The organism is Streptomyces sp. ID05-26A, from assembly GCF_033794685.1.
Classification (GTDB): domain Bacteria; phylum Actinomycetota; class Actinomycetes; order Mycobacteriales; family Pseudonocardiaceae; genus Lentzea.
Genome location: NZ_JARAYZ010000001.1, coordinates 2,395,130 through 2,411,945 on the forward strand (window position 1 = coordinate 2,395,130; position 16,816 = coordinate 2,411,945).

16 protein-coding genes, 2 tRNA genes and 1 other RNA gene are annotated in these 16,816 nt (G+C 69.8%); 12 read left to right on the forward strand and 7 right to left on the reverse strand.

The window, feature by feature from the left end:
• Positions 1–5: 5 nt before the first annotated feature.
• From PV646_RS11910 to PV646_RS11920, 3 genes are read right to left on the reverse strand one after another with little or no spacing between them, the layout of a single operon-like run.
• Entirely contained in the window at positions 6–1,553 is a 1,548-nt protein-coding gene (locus PV646_RS11910) for a fibronectin type III domain-containing protein (RefSeq protein ID WP_500341470.1), read from the reverse strand.
• Positions 1,554–1,562: 9 nt separating this feature from the next.
• Positions 1,563–2,501, reverse strand: coding sequence for a prephenate dehydrogenase (locus PV646_RS11915; protein WP_500341471.1), 939 nt, complete (start codon positions 2,499–2,501; stop codon positions 1,563–1,565).
• Positions 2,502–2,535: 34 nt separating this feature from the next.
• On the reverse strand, positions 2,536–3,741 hold the full coding sequence (locus PV646_RS11920; RefSeq protein WP_500341472.1) for a M20 metallopeptidase family protein: 1,206 nt from the start codon (positions 3,739–3,741) through the stop codon (positions 2,536–2,538).
• A 60-nt stretch (positions 3,742–3,801) separates the two neighbouring features.
• On the opposite strand from PV646_RS11920, the gene PV646_RS11925 reads away from it, so the two are divergent.
• The 5 genes from PV646_RS11925 to PV646_RS11945 all read left to right on the forward strand — a co-directional run bounded on the left by PV646_RS11925 (position 3,802) and on the right by PV646_RS11945 (position 5,835).
• A complete protein-coding gene (locus tag PV646_RS11925) occupies positions 3,802–4,290 on the forward strand; it encodes a tRNA adenosine deaminase-associated protein (RefSeq protein WP_500341473.1) in 489 nt (162 codons plus the stop codon).
• A 14-nt stretch (positions 4,291–4,304) separates the two neighbouring features.
• On the forward strand, positions 4,305–4,736 hold the full coding sequence (locus PV646_RS11930) for a nucleoside deaminase (RefSeq protein ID WP_500342368.1): 432 nt from the start codon (positions 4,305–4,307) through the stop codon (positions 4,734–4,736).
• Between the two features lie 32 nt (positions 4,737–4,768).
• Positions 4,769–4,853: transfer RNA gene (locus PV646_RS11935), tRNA-Ser, on the forward strand.
• Between the two features lie 132 nt (positions 4,854–4,985).
• Positions 4,986–5,312 (forward strand): hypothetical protein, encoded by a 327-nt coding sequence (locus PV646_RS11940; protein ID WP_500341474.1) that lies wholly within the window; start codon positions 4,986–4,988, stop codon positions 5,310–5,312.
• Positions 5,313–5,379: 67 nt separating this feature from the next.
• Positions 5,380–5,835 carry a hypothetical protein gene (locus tag PV646_RS11945; protein WP_500341475.1) on the forward strand — a complete coding sequence of 152 codons (456 nt, stop codon included), beginning with the start codon at positions 5,380–5,382 and terminating at the stop codon, positions 5,833–5,835.
• Here the strand turns inward: PV646_RS11945 and PV646_RS11950 are convergent.
• Both PV646_RS11950 and PV646_RS11955 read right to left on the reverse strand, forming a co-directional pair.
• Positions 5,832–6,542, reverse strand: coding sequence for a maleylpyruvate isomerase family mycothiol-dependent enzyme (locus PV646_RS11950; protein ID WP_500341476.1), 711 nt, complete (start codon positions 6,540–6,542; stop codon positions 5,832–5,834). The genes PV646_RS11945 and PV646_RS11950 overlap by 4 nt on opposite strands.
• Positions 6,543–6,544: 2 nt before the next feature.
• Positions 6,545–7,315, reverse strand: coding sequence for a maleylpyruvate isomerase family mycothiol-dependent enzyme (locus PV646_RS11955; RefSeq protein ID WP_500341477.1), 771 nt, complete (start codon positions 7,313–7,315; stop codon positions 6,545–6,547).
• A gap of 199 nt (positions 7,316–7,514) precedes the next feature.
• Between PV646_RS11955 and PV646_RS11960 the strand changes: the two genes are divergently transcribed.
• Positions 7,515–9,956, forward strand: a complete 2,442-nt coding sequence (locus tag PV646_RS11960; RefSeq protein ID WP_500341478.1) for a DUF8508 domain-containing protein — start codon at positions 7,515–7,517, stop codon at positions 9,954–9,956.
• A gap of 26 nt (positions 9,957–9,982) precedes the next feature.
• On the opposite strand, the gene PV646_RS11965 is transcribed toward PV646_RS11960, so the two are convergent.
• Together PV646_RS11965 and PV646_RS11970 are read right to left on the reverse strand one after the other, a co-directional pair.
• Positions 9,983–10,624, reverse strand: coding sequence for a GOLPH3/VPS74 family protein (locus PV646_RS11965; protein WP_500341479.1), 642 nt, complete (start codon positions 10,622–10,624; stop codon positions 9,983–9,985).
• A 64-nt stretch (positions 10,625–10,688) separates the two neighbouring features.
• Positions 10,689–10,773, reverse strand: a tRNA-Ser gene (locus tag PV646_RS11970).
• Between the two features lie 474 nt (positions 10,774–11,247).
• Here PV646_RS11970 and PV646_RS11975 point away from each other — a divergent pair.
• From PV646_RS11975 to PV646_RS12000, 6 genes are all read left to right on the forward strand, one after another.
• Entirely contained in the window at positions 11,248–11,580 is a 333-nt protein-coding gene (locus PV646_RS11975; protein ID WP_500341480.1) for a YciI family protein, read from the forward strand.
• A gap of 4 nt (positions 11,581–11,584) precedes the next feature.
• Positions 11,585–12,763 (forward strand): RNA polymerase sigma factor, encoded by a 1,179-nt coding sequence (locus PV646_RS11980; RefSeq protein ID WP_500341481.1) that lies wholly within the window; start codon positions 11,585–11,587, stop codon positions 12,761–12,763.
• Complete coding sequence (locus tag PV646_RS11985; RefSeq protein WP_500341482.1) at positions 12,760–13,332, forward strand: maleylpyruvate isomerase family mycothiol-dependent enzyme; 573 nt, start codon at positions 12,760–12,762, stop codon at positions 13,330–13,332. The genes PV646_RS11980 and PV646_RS11985 overlap by 4 nt, the downstream gene beginning before the upstream one ends.
• A 17-nt stretch (positions 13,333–13,349) precedes the next feature.
• Positions 13,350–13,446, forward strand: an RNA gene (gene ffs / locus PV646_RS11990) — signal recognition particle sRNA small type.
• Between the two features lie 30 nt (positions 13,447–13,476).
• The gene (locus tag PV646_RS11995; protein ID WP_500341483.1) at positions 13,477–15,489 is read left to right on the forward strand and encodes a DNA polymerase III subunit gamma and tau; all 2,013 of its coding nucleotides are present in this window, start codon (positions 13,477–13,479) and stop codon (positions 15,487–15,489) included.
• A gap of 285 nt (positions 15,490–15,774) precedes the next feature.
• Entirely contained in the window at positions 15,775–16,788 is a 1,014-nt protein-coding gene (locus tag PV646_RS12000) for an ABC transporter substrate-binding protein (RefSeq protein ID WP_500341484.1), read from the forward strand.
• The last annotated feature ends 28 nt before the right edge of the window (positions 16,789–16,816 follow it).

A 16,816-nucleotide genomic window follows, 5' to 3' on the forward strand; every position in this document is an offset into this window, starting at 1 on the left:
GGCGTTCACCCCAGCTCGAACACGGTTTCCGCGATAACGGGTTCGCCACCGTCCGCCGGAAGGACGCTGAGCTTGAGCCGAGCGTCCGACCCCGGGGTCAGGTCGCCGGTGTCGAGCCAGAACTCGTGCCTGCCGGGGACGCCGGGCCCCTGCTCGTTGGTGGGCAGCGCGACGATCCGCCTGCCGTCGAGTTCGAGCTCGATGCCGCGGTGGCCGATGTCGTTGAGCTCGGCCGTGACGAGGACGCGTCCCTTGGCGGGCAACGGCTGCGGAGGCTTCGCGCCGTCCTCGTGCATGACGTGCAGCCGGGGGCCGCCGGTCTTGATGCCGCCGGGCCGGTCCGCGAGCCGGGGGAGCGCGCCGGGGCGGCTCTCGGGCTTGCGGACGACCACCAGCCGTGCCTCCTGGGCACGGATCTTCCCGGCGCTGAGCGGCACGTCGGTGATGGTGACCTGGTTGCCCTGTCCGGGTTTGACGAGCTTCACGGCGACGACGTCCTGCGGCAGGTCGACGTCCTGGTCGAGCGGGATGACCTCGGTGGGCACGACGCGTTCCGGCACGCCCCCGACGCCGAACGCGTCCAGGAACCCACCGCCGTCGATGCGGATCCGCGGATGCACCACGCGTTCCCTGATCTCGACGGGCTCGTAGGCGACCACGACGCCGTCCCGCAGCGCGACCACGGCGTCCGGCAGCACCCGCATCTCCCACCGGTGCCGCACACCCGCGACGAGTCCGGTCATGGGCGCGTCGCCGAGGGCGATTTGCTTGCCGGTGCGGGGGAGTTCGGGGTCCGCGATGATCCGCGTGCCCTGCGTCGTGATGTCGAGGCTGACCGCGCCCCTGGGCTGCGCGTCGGTCTCCTTCAGGTACTGCCACGGGTCGGGCAGCAACGTCAGCCGCACGTGACTCGACTCGACCGCGCCCGCGACGCTGATGATCGCCCGGCCGGTCGCGCCGTCGTTCGCGGGCACCCCGAAGCGGATGGGCGTGTTCGACTGGAAGGAGGCCATCGGGCAGTCGACGTCGACGCGCTTGCCCGGTCCGAACGGCCGGAGACCGAGGCAGTCCGCTTCGGCCTCCACCCGCCACTTGCGCGGGTCGAGGGACTCGGGGCCGTCGAACTTGTCCGGCTGGCCGACGAGCTGGTCGTCCCACTTGCCGTTGTAGAGGTCCTTGGGCGTGGCGGCGAGCTTGAGCGGCTCACTGCGCTTGCCGGTGGCGCTGACCGCCCGGATCTCGACCTGCGTCTCCTCGTCGGGGTTCAGCCCCGGCAGTTCGACCTCGGGCGTGGGCACGAGCTGCTCGTTGCCGTTCCAGCGCACCTCGTAGGCGGACGCCGAGCCGTTCCACGCGATCTGCAGCGCGTCCACGTCGAGCGCCTGGGCCCTGGGGTTGGCCGGCTTCGTCGGCTCCTGGAGCGCCACGACCTCGACGCCGTCCGCGATCTCCTTCTTGAGGGTGTCCGGCGCGTCACCGCTGCGGAGCGCCACGACGGCGGCAACGACGAGCGCAAGACCACCGAGCCCACCGGCGAGCGTCCGTCGATCCACCCGGCGACCCTACGACGTTTCCGCCTGGGCGGTGCTGCCGTTCAGCCCAACCACGCGTCCGCCGCGCGACCCCAGGTTGCGCAGCGCGGCGAGTGCTCCCGGCTTGGTCAGGTCGATCGTGACCGCGGTGCGGCCAGGCTGGTTGACCAGCGCGTTCCTGCCCTCGTGACCGGCCTCGATGGTCTTGGCGAGACCTCCGGTGGACGCCAGCGAGCCCCGTGCCGCGCCGAGCCTGCCGAGTGCGTCGTCGACGGCCGTCAGCAGCGCGTCCCGGTTCCCCTCGCACATGGCCCGCACGAGCTCCGGCCGGCTGCCCGCGACCCGCGTCCCGTCACCGAAACTGCCCGCCGCGAGTGCCATGGCCAGCGGGCCGCCGTCGGCACCGACCGCCGCGAGGATCGCCGCCATGATGTGCGGCAGGTGGCTGATCCGCGCCACGGCCTCGTCGTGCTCCTCGGGCGTCGTCGGCACCACGTGCGCGCCGAGGTCGAGCGCGAGTCGCATGACGTCGTTGAGGTGGTCGTCGGCCTCCTCGGGCGTGACGACCCAGGCGGCGTTCTCGAAGAGGGTCGCCGTGCCCGCGTCCCAGCCGCTCCTGCTAGTGCCGGCCATCGGGTGCCCGCCGACGAACCGCACGTGCGGCGCGTACCTGTGCACCGCGTCGTGCACGGGCCCCTTGACGCTCGTGACGTCCGTGAGTCTCGTGCCCGCGGGGATCTTGCGCAGCAGGTCAGGCAGCGCGGGCATGGGCACGGCGAGGACGACCAGTGCCTCGGGGCTCCGGCTGAGGGCTTCCTCCACGGACGTGATGTCGAAGCCCTCAGCGCGTGCCTTGTCCGCGTCCTCTTTGCTCGCCGTCGCACCCCACACCGTGCGACCGGCAGCCTTGGCGGCTCGCAGCACGGAGCCGCCGATCAGTCCCAGTCCGATCACGCACACGTCTCGCACGGCGCCCATCATTCCGTGTGACGCGTACCTGCAACTACCGGAGGGCGTCCAGCGCGAACGCCGCGTACATCGCGACCCCGTGCTCCATGGCGGCCTCGTCGAACAGCACCCGGTTCGAGTGGTTCGGCGCGGCCTCCTCCAGATCGACCCCGCGAGGGCAGGCTCCGAGGAACGCCAGCGCGCCGGGAACCCGTTGCAGCACGTACGAGAAGTCCTCCGCGCCCATCAGCGGGTCCTGCATGGGCTCGCTCCACGAGGCGCCCATCGCCGTCGCGGCCAGGTCCACCACGTGCTGCCCGACGACGTCGTCGTTCACCGTCACCGGGTAGCCCGGCACGATGCTGACCTCGGCATGGCACCCGTAGGCGGCGGCCGTGTGCTTCACGGCCTGCTTGAGCTCCTTGTGCACGAGCGCGCGCGTCTCCTCGGACAACGTCCGGATCGTCCCGTCGAGCGTGGCCACCTCGGGGATGATGTTCGTCGTCGTACCGGCGTTGATCTGCGCGACGGTGACCACCGCGGGCTGGTGCACGCTGATCCGCCGCCCGAGCATCGTCTGGATGGCCCCCACCATCGCCGCGGCCGCCGGCACCGGGTCCAGCGCGTTGTGCGGCATCGCGCCGTGCCCGCCGCGGCCCTTCACGTGCACGTGGAACGTGTCCGCGGACGCCATCATCGCGCCCGGCCGGCACGTCACCACGCCGGACTTCATCGTCGACGTGATGTGCAGCGCGAACGCCTTCTCCACGCCGTCGTCGAGCAGCCCCTCCTCGATCATGTACCGGGCGCCGTGGTGGCCCTCCTCGCCCGGCTGGAACATGAACAGCACGCGACCCTTGAGCGAGTCGCGCCGGTCGGCCAGCAGACGGGCGGACGAGGCGAGCATCGCCACGTGCGTGTCGTGACCGCAGGCGTGCATGTTGCCGTCCACTTCGGACGCGAACGGCAGGCCTGTCTCCTCCTGGAGCGGCAGGCCGTCCATGTCGCCGCGCAACAGCACCGTCGGCCCCGGCTGGTCGCCCTCGAGCACCGCCACGACCGACGTCGTCGACTCACCCTTCGTGACCTTGACCGGCAACCCCTCCAACGCGTGCAGGATCGCCGCCTGAGTCCTGGGGTTCTGAAGCCCCTGCTCAGGGTGTTTGTGGATCTGACGGCGCAGCGCCACCGTGCGGGGCTGCAGTGAGCGCGCCCCTTCGAGCAGTCCGGCGAGACGGGGGTCCGGCGTAGTTGTGCTCATCTACCGATGGTGCCACCACCTCGGCTACCGGGAAGGTCGTCTGGGCCCTACGGTGTGCACATGACACAGCAGGAGCCGGTCAACGGCTTCGCGGTCGCGGTAGTCCGGGAGGACGGCCGCTGGCGGTGCAACAGGATGGACAGCTCCGCGCTGTCGGAGCTGGACGCGGCGATCACGGAGCTGCGCCAACTGAGGTCGACCGGAGCCGTCTTCGGGCTTCTCGCCGTCGACGACGAGTTCTTCATCGTTCTCCGCCCCGTGCCAGGCGGAGTCGCGCTGCTGCTGTCGGACGCGGCCGCCGCCCTCGACTACGACATCGCGGCCGACGTGCTGGACCTCCTGCGAGTCGACCCTCCGGACGAGGAGGACAACGAACTCTGGCCCGAGGGCGACCTGGGCGTCCTGTCCGACCTCGGCATGCCCTCGCACGAACTCCAGATCATCGTCGACGAGGTCGACCTCTACCCGGACGAGCAGCTCCAGATGATCGCCCAGCGCATCGGCTTCATCGACGAGCTCACGAAGCTGCTCGACACGATCCAAGCGTGATCTCCTCGGAGGACATGGTCCGAGCCGCTCTCGTCGCGGCCGCGGACGCGGGCACGGACGTCCCGATCGGCGCCGTCGTCTTCGCCCCGGACGGTTCCGTGCTCGCGTCAGCCTGCAACGCCCGCGAGGCGTTGGGCGACCCGACAGCGCACGCCGAGATCCTGGCGCTGCGTGCTGCTGCCGCTCGGTACGGCGACGGCTGGCGGCTCGACGGCTGCACCCTCGCGGTGACGCTGGAACCGTGCACGATGTGTGCCGGCGCTCTTGTGCTCGCCCGTGTCTCACGCCTCGTCTTCGGTGCCTGGGAGCCCAAGACCGGTGCGGTGGCCTCGTTGTGGGACGTCGTGCGCGACCGGCGGCTCAACCATCGGCCCGAGGTGCAGGGCGGTGTGCTGGAGGCGGAGTGCGCTGAGCTGCTGGAACGGTTCTTCCGGACCCAGCGTTAAAGCGGCTGCGGCGGCTGTGTATTGTTCTTATCGGTGGCGTGTCCGAGCGGCCGAAGGAGCACGCCTCGAAAGCGTGTGAGGTGAAAGCCTCCGTGGGTTCAAATCCCACCGCCACCGCTGTTGAAGGGCCCCGGAGTGATCCGGGGCCCTTCTTGCGTTCCCGGAACTCCTCTCAAATGTTGATCCTTCAACTTCCTTCGGGTACTGGTTGAGGTGGGCGCAGATCTACCTACCTCGAAGGAGCGAAGGATGCGCAACGCGTTGACCCGCACCGCGATCGGTCTCGTCTCGGCCGCGGCGCTCGCCGGAGCGATGGCCGGCCCCGCAACGGCCGCCCCCGCGGACCCTGAGACCGGGCTCTCGTTCTACGCCCACAAGGAGTTCAAGCTCATCAAGAACTTCCCCCAGCCGGACGGCGGGTGCCACCTGGTGCCGGCCGGTGCTGACCTCCTGGTCGGCTGGAGCGGCCTGACGAACGTCCTCGCCTACTCCACGCCGGACTGCACGGGTCAGGCGACGTCGCTGGGCACTCTGCGCAGTGTCGACTCCGGCGACGTGTCCTTCCGCACCGAGTAAGCGGTTCAGGGGCCCCGGTTGCCGATCATGGCAACCGGGGCTCTGGCTTTTGGTATCAATCGCACCCATGCAGACACAGGTGTGGGTCGCGGTCCTCTCCCTGACCGGCGTGCTGCTCGGTGGCGGCCTGTCCTCCCTGGTGCAGAGCAGCGTGGCGCGGCGGGTGGAACGCAACGACGTGCGCCGCCAGACCGCCGAACGTGCCGCCGCTCGCCGCTCCGAACAGCTCGACCTGCTGCGGGAGTTCATCCGGGTCGCCCAACGCGCGGAACGCGTTGCGGAAGACCGCGACGGCACGCCTGTCTGGAAGACGTCGGCCCTGGACGTGGTCGACGAGATCTGGGTGTGCGAACGGATGATCCACGTGCTGTTCGCCGCGCGCCTGCACGAACTGGCTCGCGCCTACGTGACGGCCCTCGACCACGTCGTCTGGCAGGAGCCCGCCGAGGGCACGTTGTGGGAGCACCTCCGCGGGCCGAAGGTCGCGTTCCTCGACGCGGCGCGTGACGAGCTGAGCCGTTAGTTGACCGCGTAGAGGAACTCGCGCAGCAGCGCCTTGTCGCCGGTCACCTCGCTGCGAGCGGGCACGCGTCGCCCGTTGAGCGTCAGCACCAGGTCGGCGACCGGCGCACGGACGTAGACGGTGCACCTCTCCTTGGCGTCGCGTTTGACCACGGGTGTCGACCCCGTCAGGTCGACGGTCCACCGGTTCGACGCCGTGTCGTAGTCGCTGGCGAAGAACCGCAGCTTGTGGCCGTGCCCGAGCAGTTCGGTGACGGCGGGCCGCTCTGCGTGGAGCGGGAAGGACGAGTTCATCCACTCCCACAGCCCGTCCCACGCCACGTCCGGTTCGACGGCGAACGGGAGCCCGAGCGCCTCGAACGCGGTGAAGCGGTGCATCCACGTCTCGTGCGCCATCCGTCGTGACCAGAAAGCGGGTCCCAGCGGCTCGTCCAGCGGCGCCTCGCGCAAGGTCTTGCCGAAGAGCGCGGCACCCTCCGTCAGCCACGGCGCCAGTTGTGCGGGCGTCTCGCCCGCGTAGCCCTCGACGGCGTGCGCCGCGCCGATCGACCTGTGTGCGAAGCCGAGGTGCCGCAACAGCTGGTTCAGCGTCCAGCCGGGACGAGAGCGCACCGCGACGCTCAGGTCAGCGCCGTCCAGCGCTGAAACCAGAAGCGATGTCTCGGTGACGACGGTTGCGAGTCGTCGGCCGTAGCTCAGCATCCCCATGGTCAAAAACGAACGCGCTCCAGCATCAGCTCCAGCAGCGCGCGGTCCCCGAACACCTCCAGCCCTTCCAGCGACCGCCGCCGGTACACGGCCAGCACCAGATCGACGACAGGCCCGCGCAACGCCACGGAAGCCTTCGCGTGCCCCTCCGAGACCACCGGCCGCGGCCCCGTGAGATCGATCACGAACTCCGCCTCGGTGTCCGTCGCGTGCATGTGCACGGTCCCGGACCCGGCGAGCGGTGCGGTCTCCTCAGGCCACCGCGAGAACGCGTACGGCAGCGCGAGATCGGTCCACTCGCGCAGTGTGTCCTGAGCGATCTCGGGGTCCAGCGAGAACGGCACGCCCAGGGCGTCGCACGCGTCCCACCTGTGGATCACCGTCTCGTGCGTCATCCGGCGCGACCACACGCGCGGGCCCGGATGGCCGTCCATCGGCGCGATCATCTCGTTCGGGTCGACCTCCCGCAGGACCTCCGCGAGAGAGGCGGCACCCTCGCGCAGCCACGGGATGAGCACGGACGACGACTCACCCACATACGACGACAGGAGTTGCGCGCCGTTGCGGGAGAAGTCGATCTCCGGGAGTCTGTCGCGGAGCATCGAGTCGGCCCAGCGGTGAGCGTGGCCGACGTGGCGCAGCAGTTGGTTGAGAGTCCAGTCTGGCGTCGACGGCACCTGAATGCCCAGGTCAGCGTCGTCCAGGGCGGTGACCAGCAGTTCGGTCTGGTTGATGATCTCGGCGCAGCGGCGCTCGTAGCTCGGTATCCCCACGAGCCAAATGTAGGGACGCCGGCCGGTGCCTGGGAGGGGCCCACTGGCCGGCGTTCCGAAACTGAGCCTACACCATGATCGAACACTTGTTCGAGTGATCATTGATGGGCCAACCGGTTAACCGTTAGTAACAACGGCTACCAAAGCTCACCCGATCGAGGAAAGATGCGGCGATCCGCCGCATCCCCTGGAGGAAGTTTTGAGACCCACCCTGCCCGTCGTCGGGACAGCGGTGGCGGCACTCGTGCTCGCCGCCGTTCCCGCCGTCGCCGCACCCAGCACAGACGCGCTGATCTCCGAGGTCTACGGGGGCGGCGGCAACTCCGGCGCCACGCTGACCCAGGACTTCGTCGAGCTCGCCAACAAGAGCGCTGCGGCCGTCGCACTCGACGGTTTCAGCGTCCAGTACATCTCCGCGAGCCCCGGCGCGAGCACGCAGTGGGGCGTCACCCCGCTCGCCGGGTCGATCGCTCCCGGCAAGACGTACCTCGTCGCCGAGGCCAAGGGCACCGGTGGCACCGTCGAGCTGCCTGCTCCGGACGCCACCGGCACCATCGCCATGAGCGCCACCAACGGCACCATCGCGCTGGTCAGCGGCACCGCGCCGCTCACCTGCAAGACGGCCGCGGACTGCGCCGCCGACACGCGGGTCAAGGACCTCGTCGGCTACGGCTCCGCCGTCGTGCGCGAGGGCACCGCGACGGCCGCCCTGAGCAACACCACCTCGGTCGCGCGCCCCACCGGTCTCGCGGACACCGACAACAACTCCGCCGACTTCGCGGCCGGCGACCCCACCCCGACCAACTCCAAGGGCGAGACCCCGGGCGGCGGCGACCCGGATCCCGACCCCGACCCCGATCCCACCCCCGGCGACAAGCGCATCCACGACATCCAGGGCGTCACGCGCATCTCGCCGCTCAACGGCCAGAAGGTCACCAACGTCCCCGGTGTCGTCACCGGCACGCGCGCCTCGGGTGACCGCGGCTTCTGGATCCAGGACACGACGAGCCCGGACAGCGACCCGCGCACCAGCGAGGGCGTCTTCGTCTACACCGCGGGCAGCGCGCCGACCGTCGCGGTGGGCGACAGCGTGCTGGTCAGCGGCACGATCGCGGAGTACCGGCCGGGCGGTGAGACGGGTTCCAACCAGACCCTCACCGAGATCACCGCGCCCACCACGATCACGGTCTCCAAGGGCAACCCCGTCCCGGCGCCGGTCGTCGTGAAGAACGTCCCGGCCGGCTACCTGCCCGCGCCCGGCGGCAGCATCGAGCAGCTCCCGCTGGAGCCCGCGAAGTACGGCCTCGACTACTTCGAGTCGCTCGAAGGCACGCTCGTGCAGGTCGACGACGCCCGCGTCGTGGGTCCGAGCAACACGTTCGGCGAGGTCTGGGTGACGGTCAACCCCGAGCAGAACAAGAACCTGCGCGGCGGCACCACGTACCCGAGCTACGACCAGCAGAACAGCGGCCGCCTGAAGATCAAGACCACCGGTACGCTGCCCGCCGCCAACGTCGGTGACGTCTTCTCCGGCGCGACCGTGGGTGCCATCGAGTACACGAACTTCGGCGGCTACACGCTGGCGGCGCTCGCGCTCGGCACGCACACGTCGTCCAACCTGCAGCGCGAGATCACGGCGCAGCAGAAGGAGTCCGAGCTCTCGGTCGCGACCTACAACGTCGAGAACCTCGACCCGTCCGACCCGCAGGACAAGTTCGACCGGCTCGCCGACGGTGTCACGACCAACCTGCGCAGCCCTGATGTCGTTGTGCTGGAGGAGATCCAGGACAACAACGGCGCGACCAACGACGGTGTCGTCGCGGCGGACCAGACGCTGCAGAAGTTCTCCGACGCGATCGTCGCCAAGGGCGGCCCGCGCTACCAGTGGCGTCAGATCGACCCGGAGAACCTCAAGGACGGCGGCGAGCCCGGCGGCAACATCCGCGTCGGCTTCTTCTTCAACCCGCAGCGGGTGTCCTTCGTGGACCGTCCGGGCGGCGACTTCAAGACGCCCGTCCAGGTCGTGAAGAAGAACGGCCGTGCGGCGCTTTCCGTGTCACCGGGCCGGATCGACCCGCTCAACGACGCGTGGGCCAGCAGCCGCAAGCCGCTCGCCGGTGAGTTCAAGTTCCGCGGCCGCACGGTCTTCGTCGTCGCGAACCACTTCAACTCCAAGGGCGGCGACGAGGCCATCCACGGCCGCAACCAGCCGCCGAACCGCACGTCCGAGGTGCAGCGCGGCAAGCAGGCCGCGTCGCTGAAGGCGTTCACGGAGCAGCTCCGCGCGGTCGACAAGGGCGCCAACGTGGTGCTCGCGGGCGACCTGAACGACTACCAGTTCTCGCCCGCGCTCAAGACGCTGACCGGTGACGGCAACCTCAAGGCGCTGATCGAGTCGCTGCCCGTCAACGAGCGGTACAGCTACGTCTTCGAGGGCAACTCGCAGACGCTCGACCACCTCGTGCTGAGCAAGAACATCACGCGCTTCAGCTACGACGTCGTCCACATCAACGCCGAGTTCGCCGACCAGGCGAGCGACCACGACCCGCAGATCGTCCGCGCCCGCCCGTCCACGGGTGACGCGAACGTCGACCGGATCGTGTTCGCGCTCGAGGATCTCATCGACTGCCTGAAGAAGTAACCGCTCCACCCGCAGCCGTCGCCGTGTCAGCTTGACGCGGCGGCGGCAGCGGCGGCTGTGGCGGCGGCCACCCCGGCCTGGATCGCCTCGAGGGCCCTGCGCACGGCGTCGCCCGCCCAGTTGCCGGCCGCGATGTCCTTGGCCCGCTGGGTCATGGCGCGCTTGTCGCCGTCGAACACCTTGTGCACGGCCTTCACCGCGTGCAGCAGCGTGATCAACGACCCCGTGCGCGCGTCGGCGCCCCGGTACCCGAACGCGACCTCACCGACGGTCTTCCGCACCTCGTCGGCCACGGATTCCTTCGTGATCACGTAGCTCTTCGCGGGGAAGATTCCGAGCACCTTCCGCGATTCCACGCGCACGATTCCACGGGCTTCGAGCTGTGCGGCGACGTTGTCGCGCACGTTCTTCCGCAGGCGTTCCACGGCTCGTTGCGGCTTCATCGGCTTGTCGAACCTGCCGATCGCCTCCTGCAGGACCGGGTCCCTCAACGGCGTCGGGTCGACGATCTGGAGCTTCTTGCCGTTGGGTTCGAACGCGATGCGGCCCGAGTTGACCAGCTCGATGAGCACGGCGCCGGCCAGCGCGTTCTCCGCCGACGAACCGTCGACGCGCAGCTTGTTGTTGTCCTGGTTGATGAGCAGCACCATCAGGTCTTCGGGCAGCATCATGCAACCGTAACGCCAGAAGGGCGCCGAACGGTGAAGTTCGGCGCCCTTCTGGACAAGAGAGCGGAGGATACGGGATTTGAACCCGTGAGGGGGTGAACCCAACACGATTTCCAGTCGTGCGCACTAGGCCGCTATGCGAATCCTCCGTGGAGAACCTTACCGGACGGGTGTTCCGGGGCCCAAAACGGGGGTCGCCCATGTGGCCGCTGACCGCGTCCGAGGAACAGGCCTAGCCTGATGGGACCACGTGGAGGGGAGTACTCCCGAAGCAGCGGTGTCGTCAATACGAAGTCCAGTGTGGGGCTTCCGGCGCCGTTGGCCGATGAGATCGTTCATCGGCGGAGGAGACCTCAGGGTTTAGCTGCTGTGCGCTAAAACCGGAGGCTCCAAGTGCTCGCCGTCATCGACGTTCTCAACGACGTCGCGGGAATCCTCAGCGCTCTCGTCGCCGTCCCCGCCGCGATCGTCACCCTCGTCCACGCCCGGCGTGCCCGGCGGGCCCTCCCGCCTGCGCCAGAGCCCGGCTCCGACGCGACGCCGGAAAAATCTTGAAGCGCCGTGTCGATCTGGCGGGGGCCCGCTCGTCGTGATCCCGTAGGACCGGACCGAGGAGGACGAACGTGAAGTACATGCTGTTGATCTACGCGGCCTCTGACCAGCAGGCGAGCTGCACCGTCGAGGACTGGATCGCGTACGAGAAGGAGATGAAGGACGCGGGCGTGCTGGTTTCCGGGCACTCGCTGGCCGACCTCGTCACCGCGACCACCGTCCAGGTCGGACAGGACGGCAGGCGCACCGTCACCGACGGGCCGTTCGCCGAGACCCGGGAGGTGCTGGGCGGGTACGACATCATCGACGTGCCCGACCTCGACGCGGCGCTGGAGTGGGCCGCGAAGTGTCCCGGCTCGCGCGACGGTGGTGCCGTCGTCGTCAGGCCGATCGCCGAGTTCTGAGCCGATGAACGTCGAGCAGGTGTTCCGGGAGGAGCGCGGCAGGCTGCTCGCGACGCTGGTCAAGCGCTTCGGCGACCTCGACCTGGCCGAGGAGGTCACCTCCGACGCGATCGAGGCGGCGCTGAAGCACTGGCCGGTGGACGGGGTGCCGGACCGGCCCGGCGCGTGGTTGCTCACGACCGCGCGCCGCAAGGCCGTCGACCGGCTGCGTCGCGACCAGGTCCACGCGGCCCGGCTGGCGGTGCTGCAGGTGGAGGTCGACCGGGCGGATCCGCCGGCCGCGGACGGGTTGCCGGACGAGCGGCTGGAGCTGTTCTTCACGTGCGCGCACCCGGCGCTGGCCGAGGAGGACCGGGGTGCGCTGACGTTGCGCTGCCTGGCCGGGTTCACGACGCCCGAGGTCGCGCGGGCCTACCTGGTGCCGGTCACGACCATGCAGCAGCGGATCGTGCGCGCGAAGAAGAAGATCAAGGAAGCGCGCATCCCGTTCCGCGTCCCCGACGTCCACGAGCTCCCGGAACGCCTGCCCGGCGTGTTGCAGGCCGTCTACTCGATCTTCACCGAGGGCTATGCGGCCCAGCGCACCGAACTGGCCGACGAGGCCGTCCGGCTGGCGCGGATCCTGCGGAACCTGTTGCCCGACCGCGAGGTCACCGGGCTGCTGGCGTTGATGCTGCTGATCCACGCCCGCCGTGACGCCCGCGCCGAACTGCTGGAGGACCAGGACCGCACGCTCTGGGACCGCGACATGATCGACGAGGGCAGCGCTCTGGCCGAGCGCGCGCTCACGGGTGGATACGGCCCGTACGGCGTGCAGGCGGCCATCAACGCGTTGCACGACGAGGCGCCGGACTTCGACAGCACCGACTGGCCGCAGATCGTGGCGCTCTACGACGTGCTGACCAAGCTCACGCCGTCGCCCGTCGTCGCACTGAACAGGGCCGCCGCGGTTGCCATGCGCGACGGAGCCGCGGCAGGCCTGGAGTTGCTCGACGCGCTGGCCGGCGAACCCCGGCTGCGCGACTACCACCCGTACCGGGCGGCCCGCGCGGACCTGCTGCACCGCCTGGGGCGCGACGCCGAGGCCGCCCAGGCCTACCGCGAGGCCATCGCGCTCGCGGGCACCGAATCCGAACAGGACTTCCTGCGCCGCAGGCTGACCGCCATCGACGGGCAATCATGATCATGAAGTGGCTGGAGGCCGAACGCCTGGGCGTCGCCGACCTTCTCGAAGACCTCACCGACGACGAGTGGCAGCGCGACACGCTCTGCGCCGGCTGGACCATGCAGACGATGGCCGCCCACCTGACCACGTCGACGCGCACGGGCTGGCGTGACGTGTTGACCGGCGTCGTGAGGGCGCGCTTCGACTGGGAGCGCATGGAGGACGAGAAAGCCCGCACGATCGCGGCGAGGTTCACCCGGTCGGAGTTGATCGCGCAGATCCGCGAGACCGCTGCCTCCCCGAAGCGCGCGCCGATGGCCGCCCCGATCGACCCGCTGGTCGACTTCCTCGTCCACGGCCAGGACATCGCCCGCCCGCTGGGCCGCGTCCGCGAGATGCCGCTCGAACCGGCCGAGGCGGCCCTCGCACATGTGATGAAGAGCCCGTTCTGGGGCGCTCGCAAGCGTTTCCGGGACACCGGAATTCCCGATCTTCCTGCCCCTGACCTGCTGATGCTCGCCACGGGCCGGAAGTTGTCCACACCTGGGGACAACTCTGTGGGCAACTCGAACACACGTTCGATCTAGATCGTTCGCTACACTTGCGTCGGACCTCGTGCGGCACACATCTCGCGAACCTCCCCAGGGCCGGAAGGCAGCAAGGATAAGCGGGCTCTGGTGGGTGCACGGGGTCCCCTTTTTGTGTCGGGGTCCACCGGTACTGTCTGCGGCGTGGCGCTCGCTCTGTATCGCAAGTACCGTCCGGCCACGTTCTCCGAGGTCGTTGGCCAGGAGCACGTGACCGATCCGCTGCGCGTCGCTTTGTCGGCAGGCCGGGTGAACCACGCCTATCTGTTCAGCGGCCCGCGCGGCTGCGGCAAGACGTCGTCGGCTCGCATCCTGGCCCGCTCGCTGAACTGCGCGAAGGGCCCGACGCCCGACCCGTGCGGCGAGTGCAACAGCTGCATCGGCCTGGCTCCCAACGGCACCGGCAGCGTCGACGTCGTCGAACTCGACGCGGCCTCGCACGGTGGTGTCGAAGACGCCCGCGAACTCCGCGACAAGGCTTTCTACGCTCCGGCCGAGGCGAAGTACCGCGTCTTCATCATCGACGAGGCGCACATGGTCACCACGCAGGGCTTCAACGCCCTGCTGAAGATCGTCGAAGAGCCGCCGGACCACCTGATCTTCATCTTCGCCACCACCGAGCCGGACAAGGTCCTCCCGACCATCCGCTCCCGCACGCACCACTACCCGTTCCGCCTGATCCCGCCCGGCCAGATGCGCGCCCTGCTGGAACGCAACTGCGCGGCGGAGGGCGTGGCGGTGGAGCCGGCGGTCTTCCCGCTGGTCATCCGGGCGGGCGGTGGCTCGGCCCGCGACACCCAGTCCGTCATGGACCAGCTCCTGTCCGGCGCGGGCCCGGACGGCGTGAAGTACGAGCGGGCCATCACGCTCCTGGGCGTCACCGACTCGGCCCTGATCAACGACGTGGTGGACGGCCTCTCCACGGGTGACGGCGCGGCCGTCTACAGCACCATCGACCGCCTGGTGGACGCGGGCCACGACCCCCGCCGCTTCGCCTCGGACCTGCTGGACCGCCTCCGCGACCTGGTGCTGCTCTGCGCGGTGCCGGACGCGGCGGACCGCAACCTGGTCAACGTCCCGGAAGACGAACTGGCCACCATGGCAGCCCAGGCGGAACGCATCGGCCCGGCCGCCCTCACCCGCTACGCCGAGATCGTCCACCAGGGCCTGGTCGACATGCGGGGAGCCACCGCGGCCCGCCTGCTGCTGGAACTGCTCGTCTCCCGGATGCTGCTCCCGTCGGCGAGCCAGTCGGAAGCGGCGCTGCTCCAACGCCTGGAACGGCTGGAACGCCGCCCTCCGGCCGCCGTCGCACCCGCGTCGGGCGACCAGCCGGCGGCTCCACAGGCCGCCGGCGGACCGGTCTTCACCAGGAGGTCCCAGCAGCCGGCGGAACCCGCGGCGGTCACACCGGAACCGCCCCGCGCGGCACCGGTCGCGGCCCCGGTGGCGGCAGCCCCACAGCCCGTCGCCACTCCGGCACCGACCCCGGCACCGGTCCAGCCGGAGCCGGTGGCACCGGCGGTCGCCCCGCCCGCCGCAACGCCCCAGCCCGCTCCGGCCCCGGTGGCGGCCTCGGGTGCGATGGACGCGACGGCGGTCCGGCGGATCTGGTCGGAACTGCTGGCAGCGGTCCGGGCGACGAGCCGCAGCACCGAGGCGATGCTGACCAACGCCACGGTCGGCGAGGTGGACGGCAACGTGGTGACGATCACCCACACCTCGGCCCCGCTGGCCCGCCGCCTGGCCGAGTCCCGCAACACCGAGGCCATCGCCACCGCGCTGGCCGCGGTCCTGGGCGGCACGTGGCAGGTCCGCTGCACCCACGGCACGCCTGGCGCCACCGCGCAGGCGTCCACTCCGGCCAAGGCGGCCCGCCCGGCTCCGACGCGCCCGAGCCAGGCCACGAGCGCCCGCCAGCCGGAACCCCAGCAACGTCCGGCCCCACGGCCACCGGTGGACGACGTCCCACCCCCGCCGGAACCGCCCGAGCCCGACGACCCCCTGCCGCCGGAGCCGGACGACGAGGAGACGATGCTGGCCGAGGCCGCCCGCCCGGCAGACCAGGACAGCACCCTCGCGGCGCGAGACCCGGAAACGGTGATCCTGAAACTGCTGGCGGACGAGCTGGGTGCCCGTCCGCTGAAGAAAGCCTGACGCGGCAAAGCCGGTTGCGTGACCGCATGGACACGCACTGTTCTGTTTGGGCTGAACGAGATCACGAATGTGTTGCACCGATCGTGGATCGGGATGGCTTTTCGCGGTCGGGCCAGCCGGTTCGAATCTTCGTGGCTGACCGGAAATGCGAGATCCAGGCCGTGCGGGACGCCTGCTGAAGGCCTGGGAGAACGTGATCGGTGTCGCACGCGAGAGGTTTGCTTAATTAGGTTAGCCTTGCTTGACTTGGCGCGCTCTTGACCGCGTCACCGAAAGGGTGTTGCCATGTCCAGCAGGGTTCGTTCGTCCGGCAGAGTTCTGGGGGGCCTCCTCCTCGCAGCGGTACTGGGCGTTGGTGTGGCCGCGTGCGGCCAGGTGCAGGACACGTCCACCCAGTCGTCGAGCCCCGCGAGCTCTGACCCGTCGGCGTTCCCGGTGAAGATCACGCACAAGTTCGGCACCGCGGAGATCACCAAGGCGCCGTCGCGCGTGGTCGTGGTCGGCACCGCCACCGACGACCTCGACGCCGCGCTGGCGTTGGGCGTGACCCCCGTCGCGTTCTTCAACAAGTCCGGCTCGGACGCCGTGCCCAGCTGGCTCAAGGGCAAGCTCGACCCCGCCAAGACGAAGATCGTCAACGCTGCCGCGGGTGTGAACGCGGAGGACGTCGGTGCGCTCACGCCCGACCTGATCCTCGCCACGTCCAGCTACGGACTCGAGCAGGAGTACCCGAACCTCGCCAAGATCGCGCCCACCGTCGGCTACGCCAGCGACTGGGGCAAGCAGACCTGGCAGGAGCACGTCCAGGTCGTCGCGCAGGCGCTCGGCAAGACCGCTGACGCGAAGAAGGTCATCGAGACCACCGAGTCCGCGATCACCAAGTTCAAGAGCGACAACCCGAAGGCCGCCGGCAAGACCTTCACCGCCTCGGTCGGCAACACCGCGGGCAAGATGTTCTCGCTGGTGTCCAAGGAGGACTTCGCGGTCAAGCTGATCGAGCAGGCCGGCCTCACGCTCAGCCCCACCGTCGCCGACGCGACCAAGAACGAGTCCGGCAGCCCGACCGGCACGCTCACCCCCGAGCAGTACGACAAGCTCAAGGCCGACCTGGTGGTCGTCGCGTTCACGACGCCGGACCTGCAGGCCGCGTTCGAGGCCAACCAGCTCGCCGCCGGCCTCAAGAGCGGCAACTACCTGCTCGTCGACATGGAGACCATCTCGGCGCTGCGCTACCCGACGGCGCTCGACATCCCGTGGGTGCTCGAGAAGCTGAAGCCGGGCGTGTCCAAGCTCGCCTGACACACCAACGAAAAAGGGCGTGCATCCC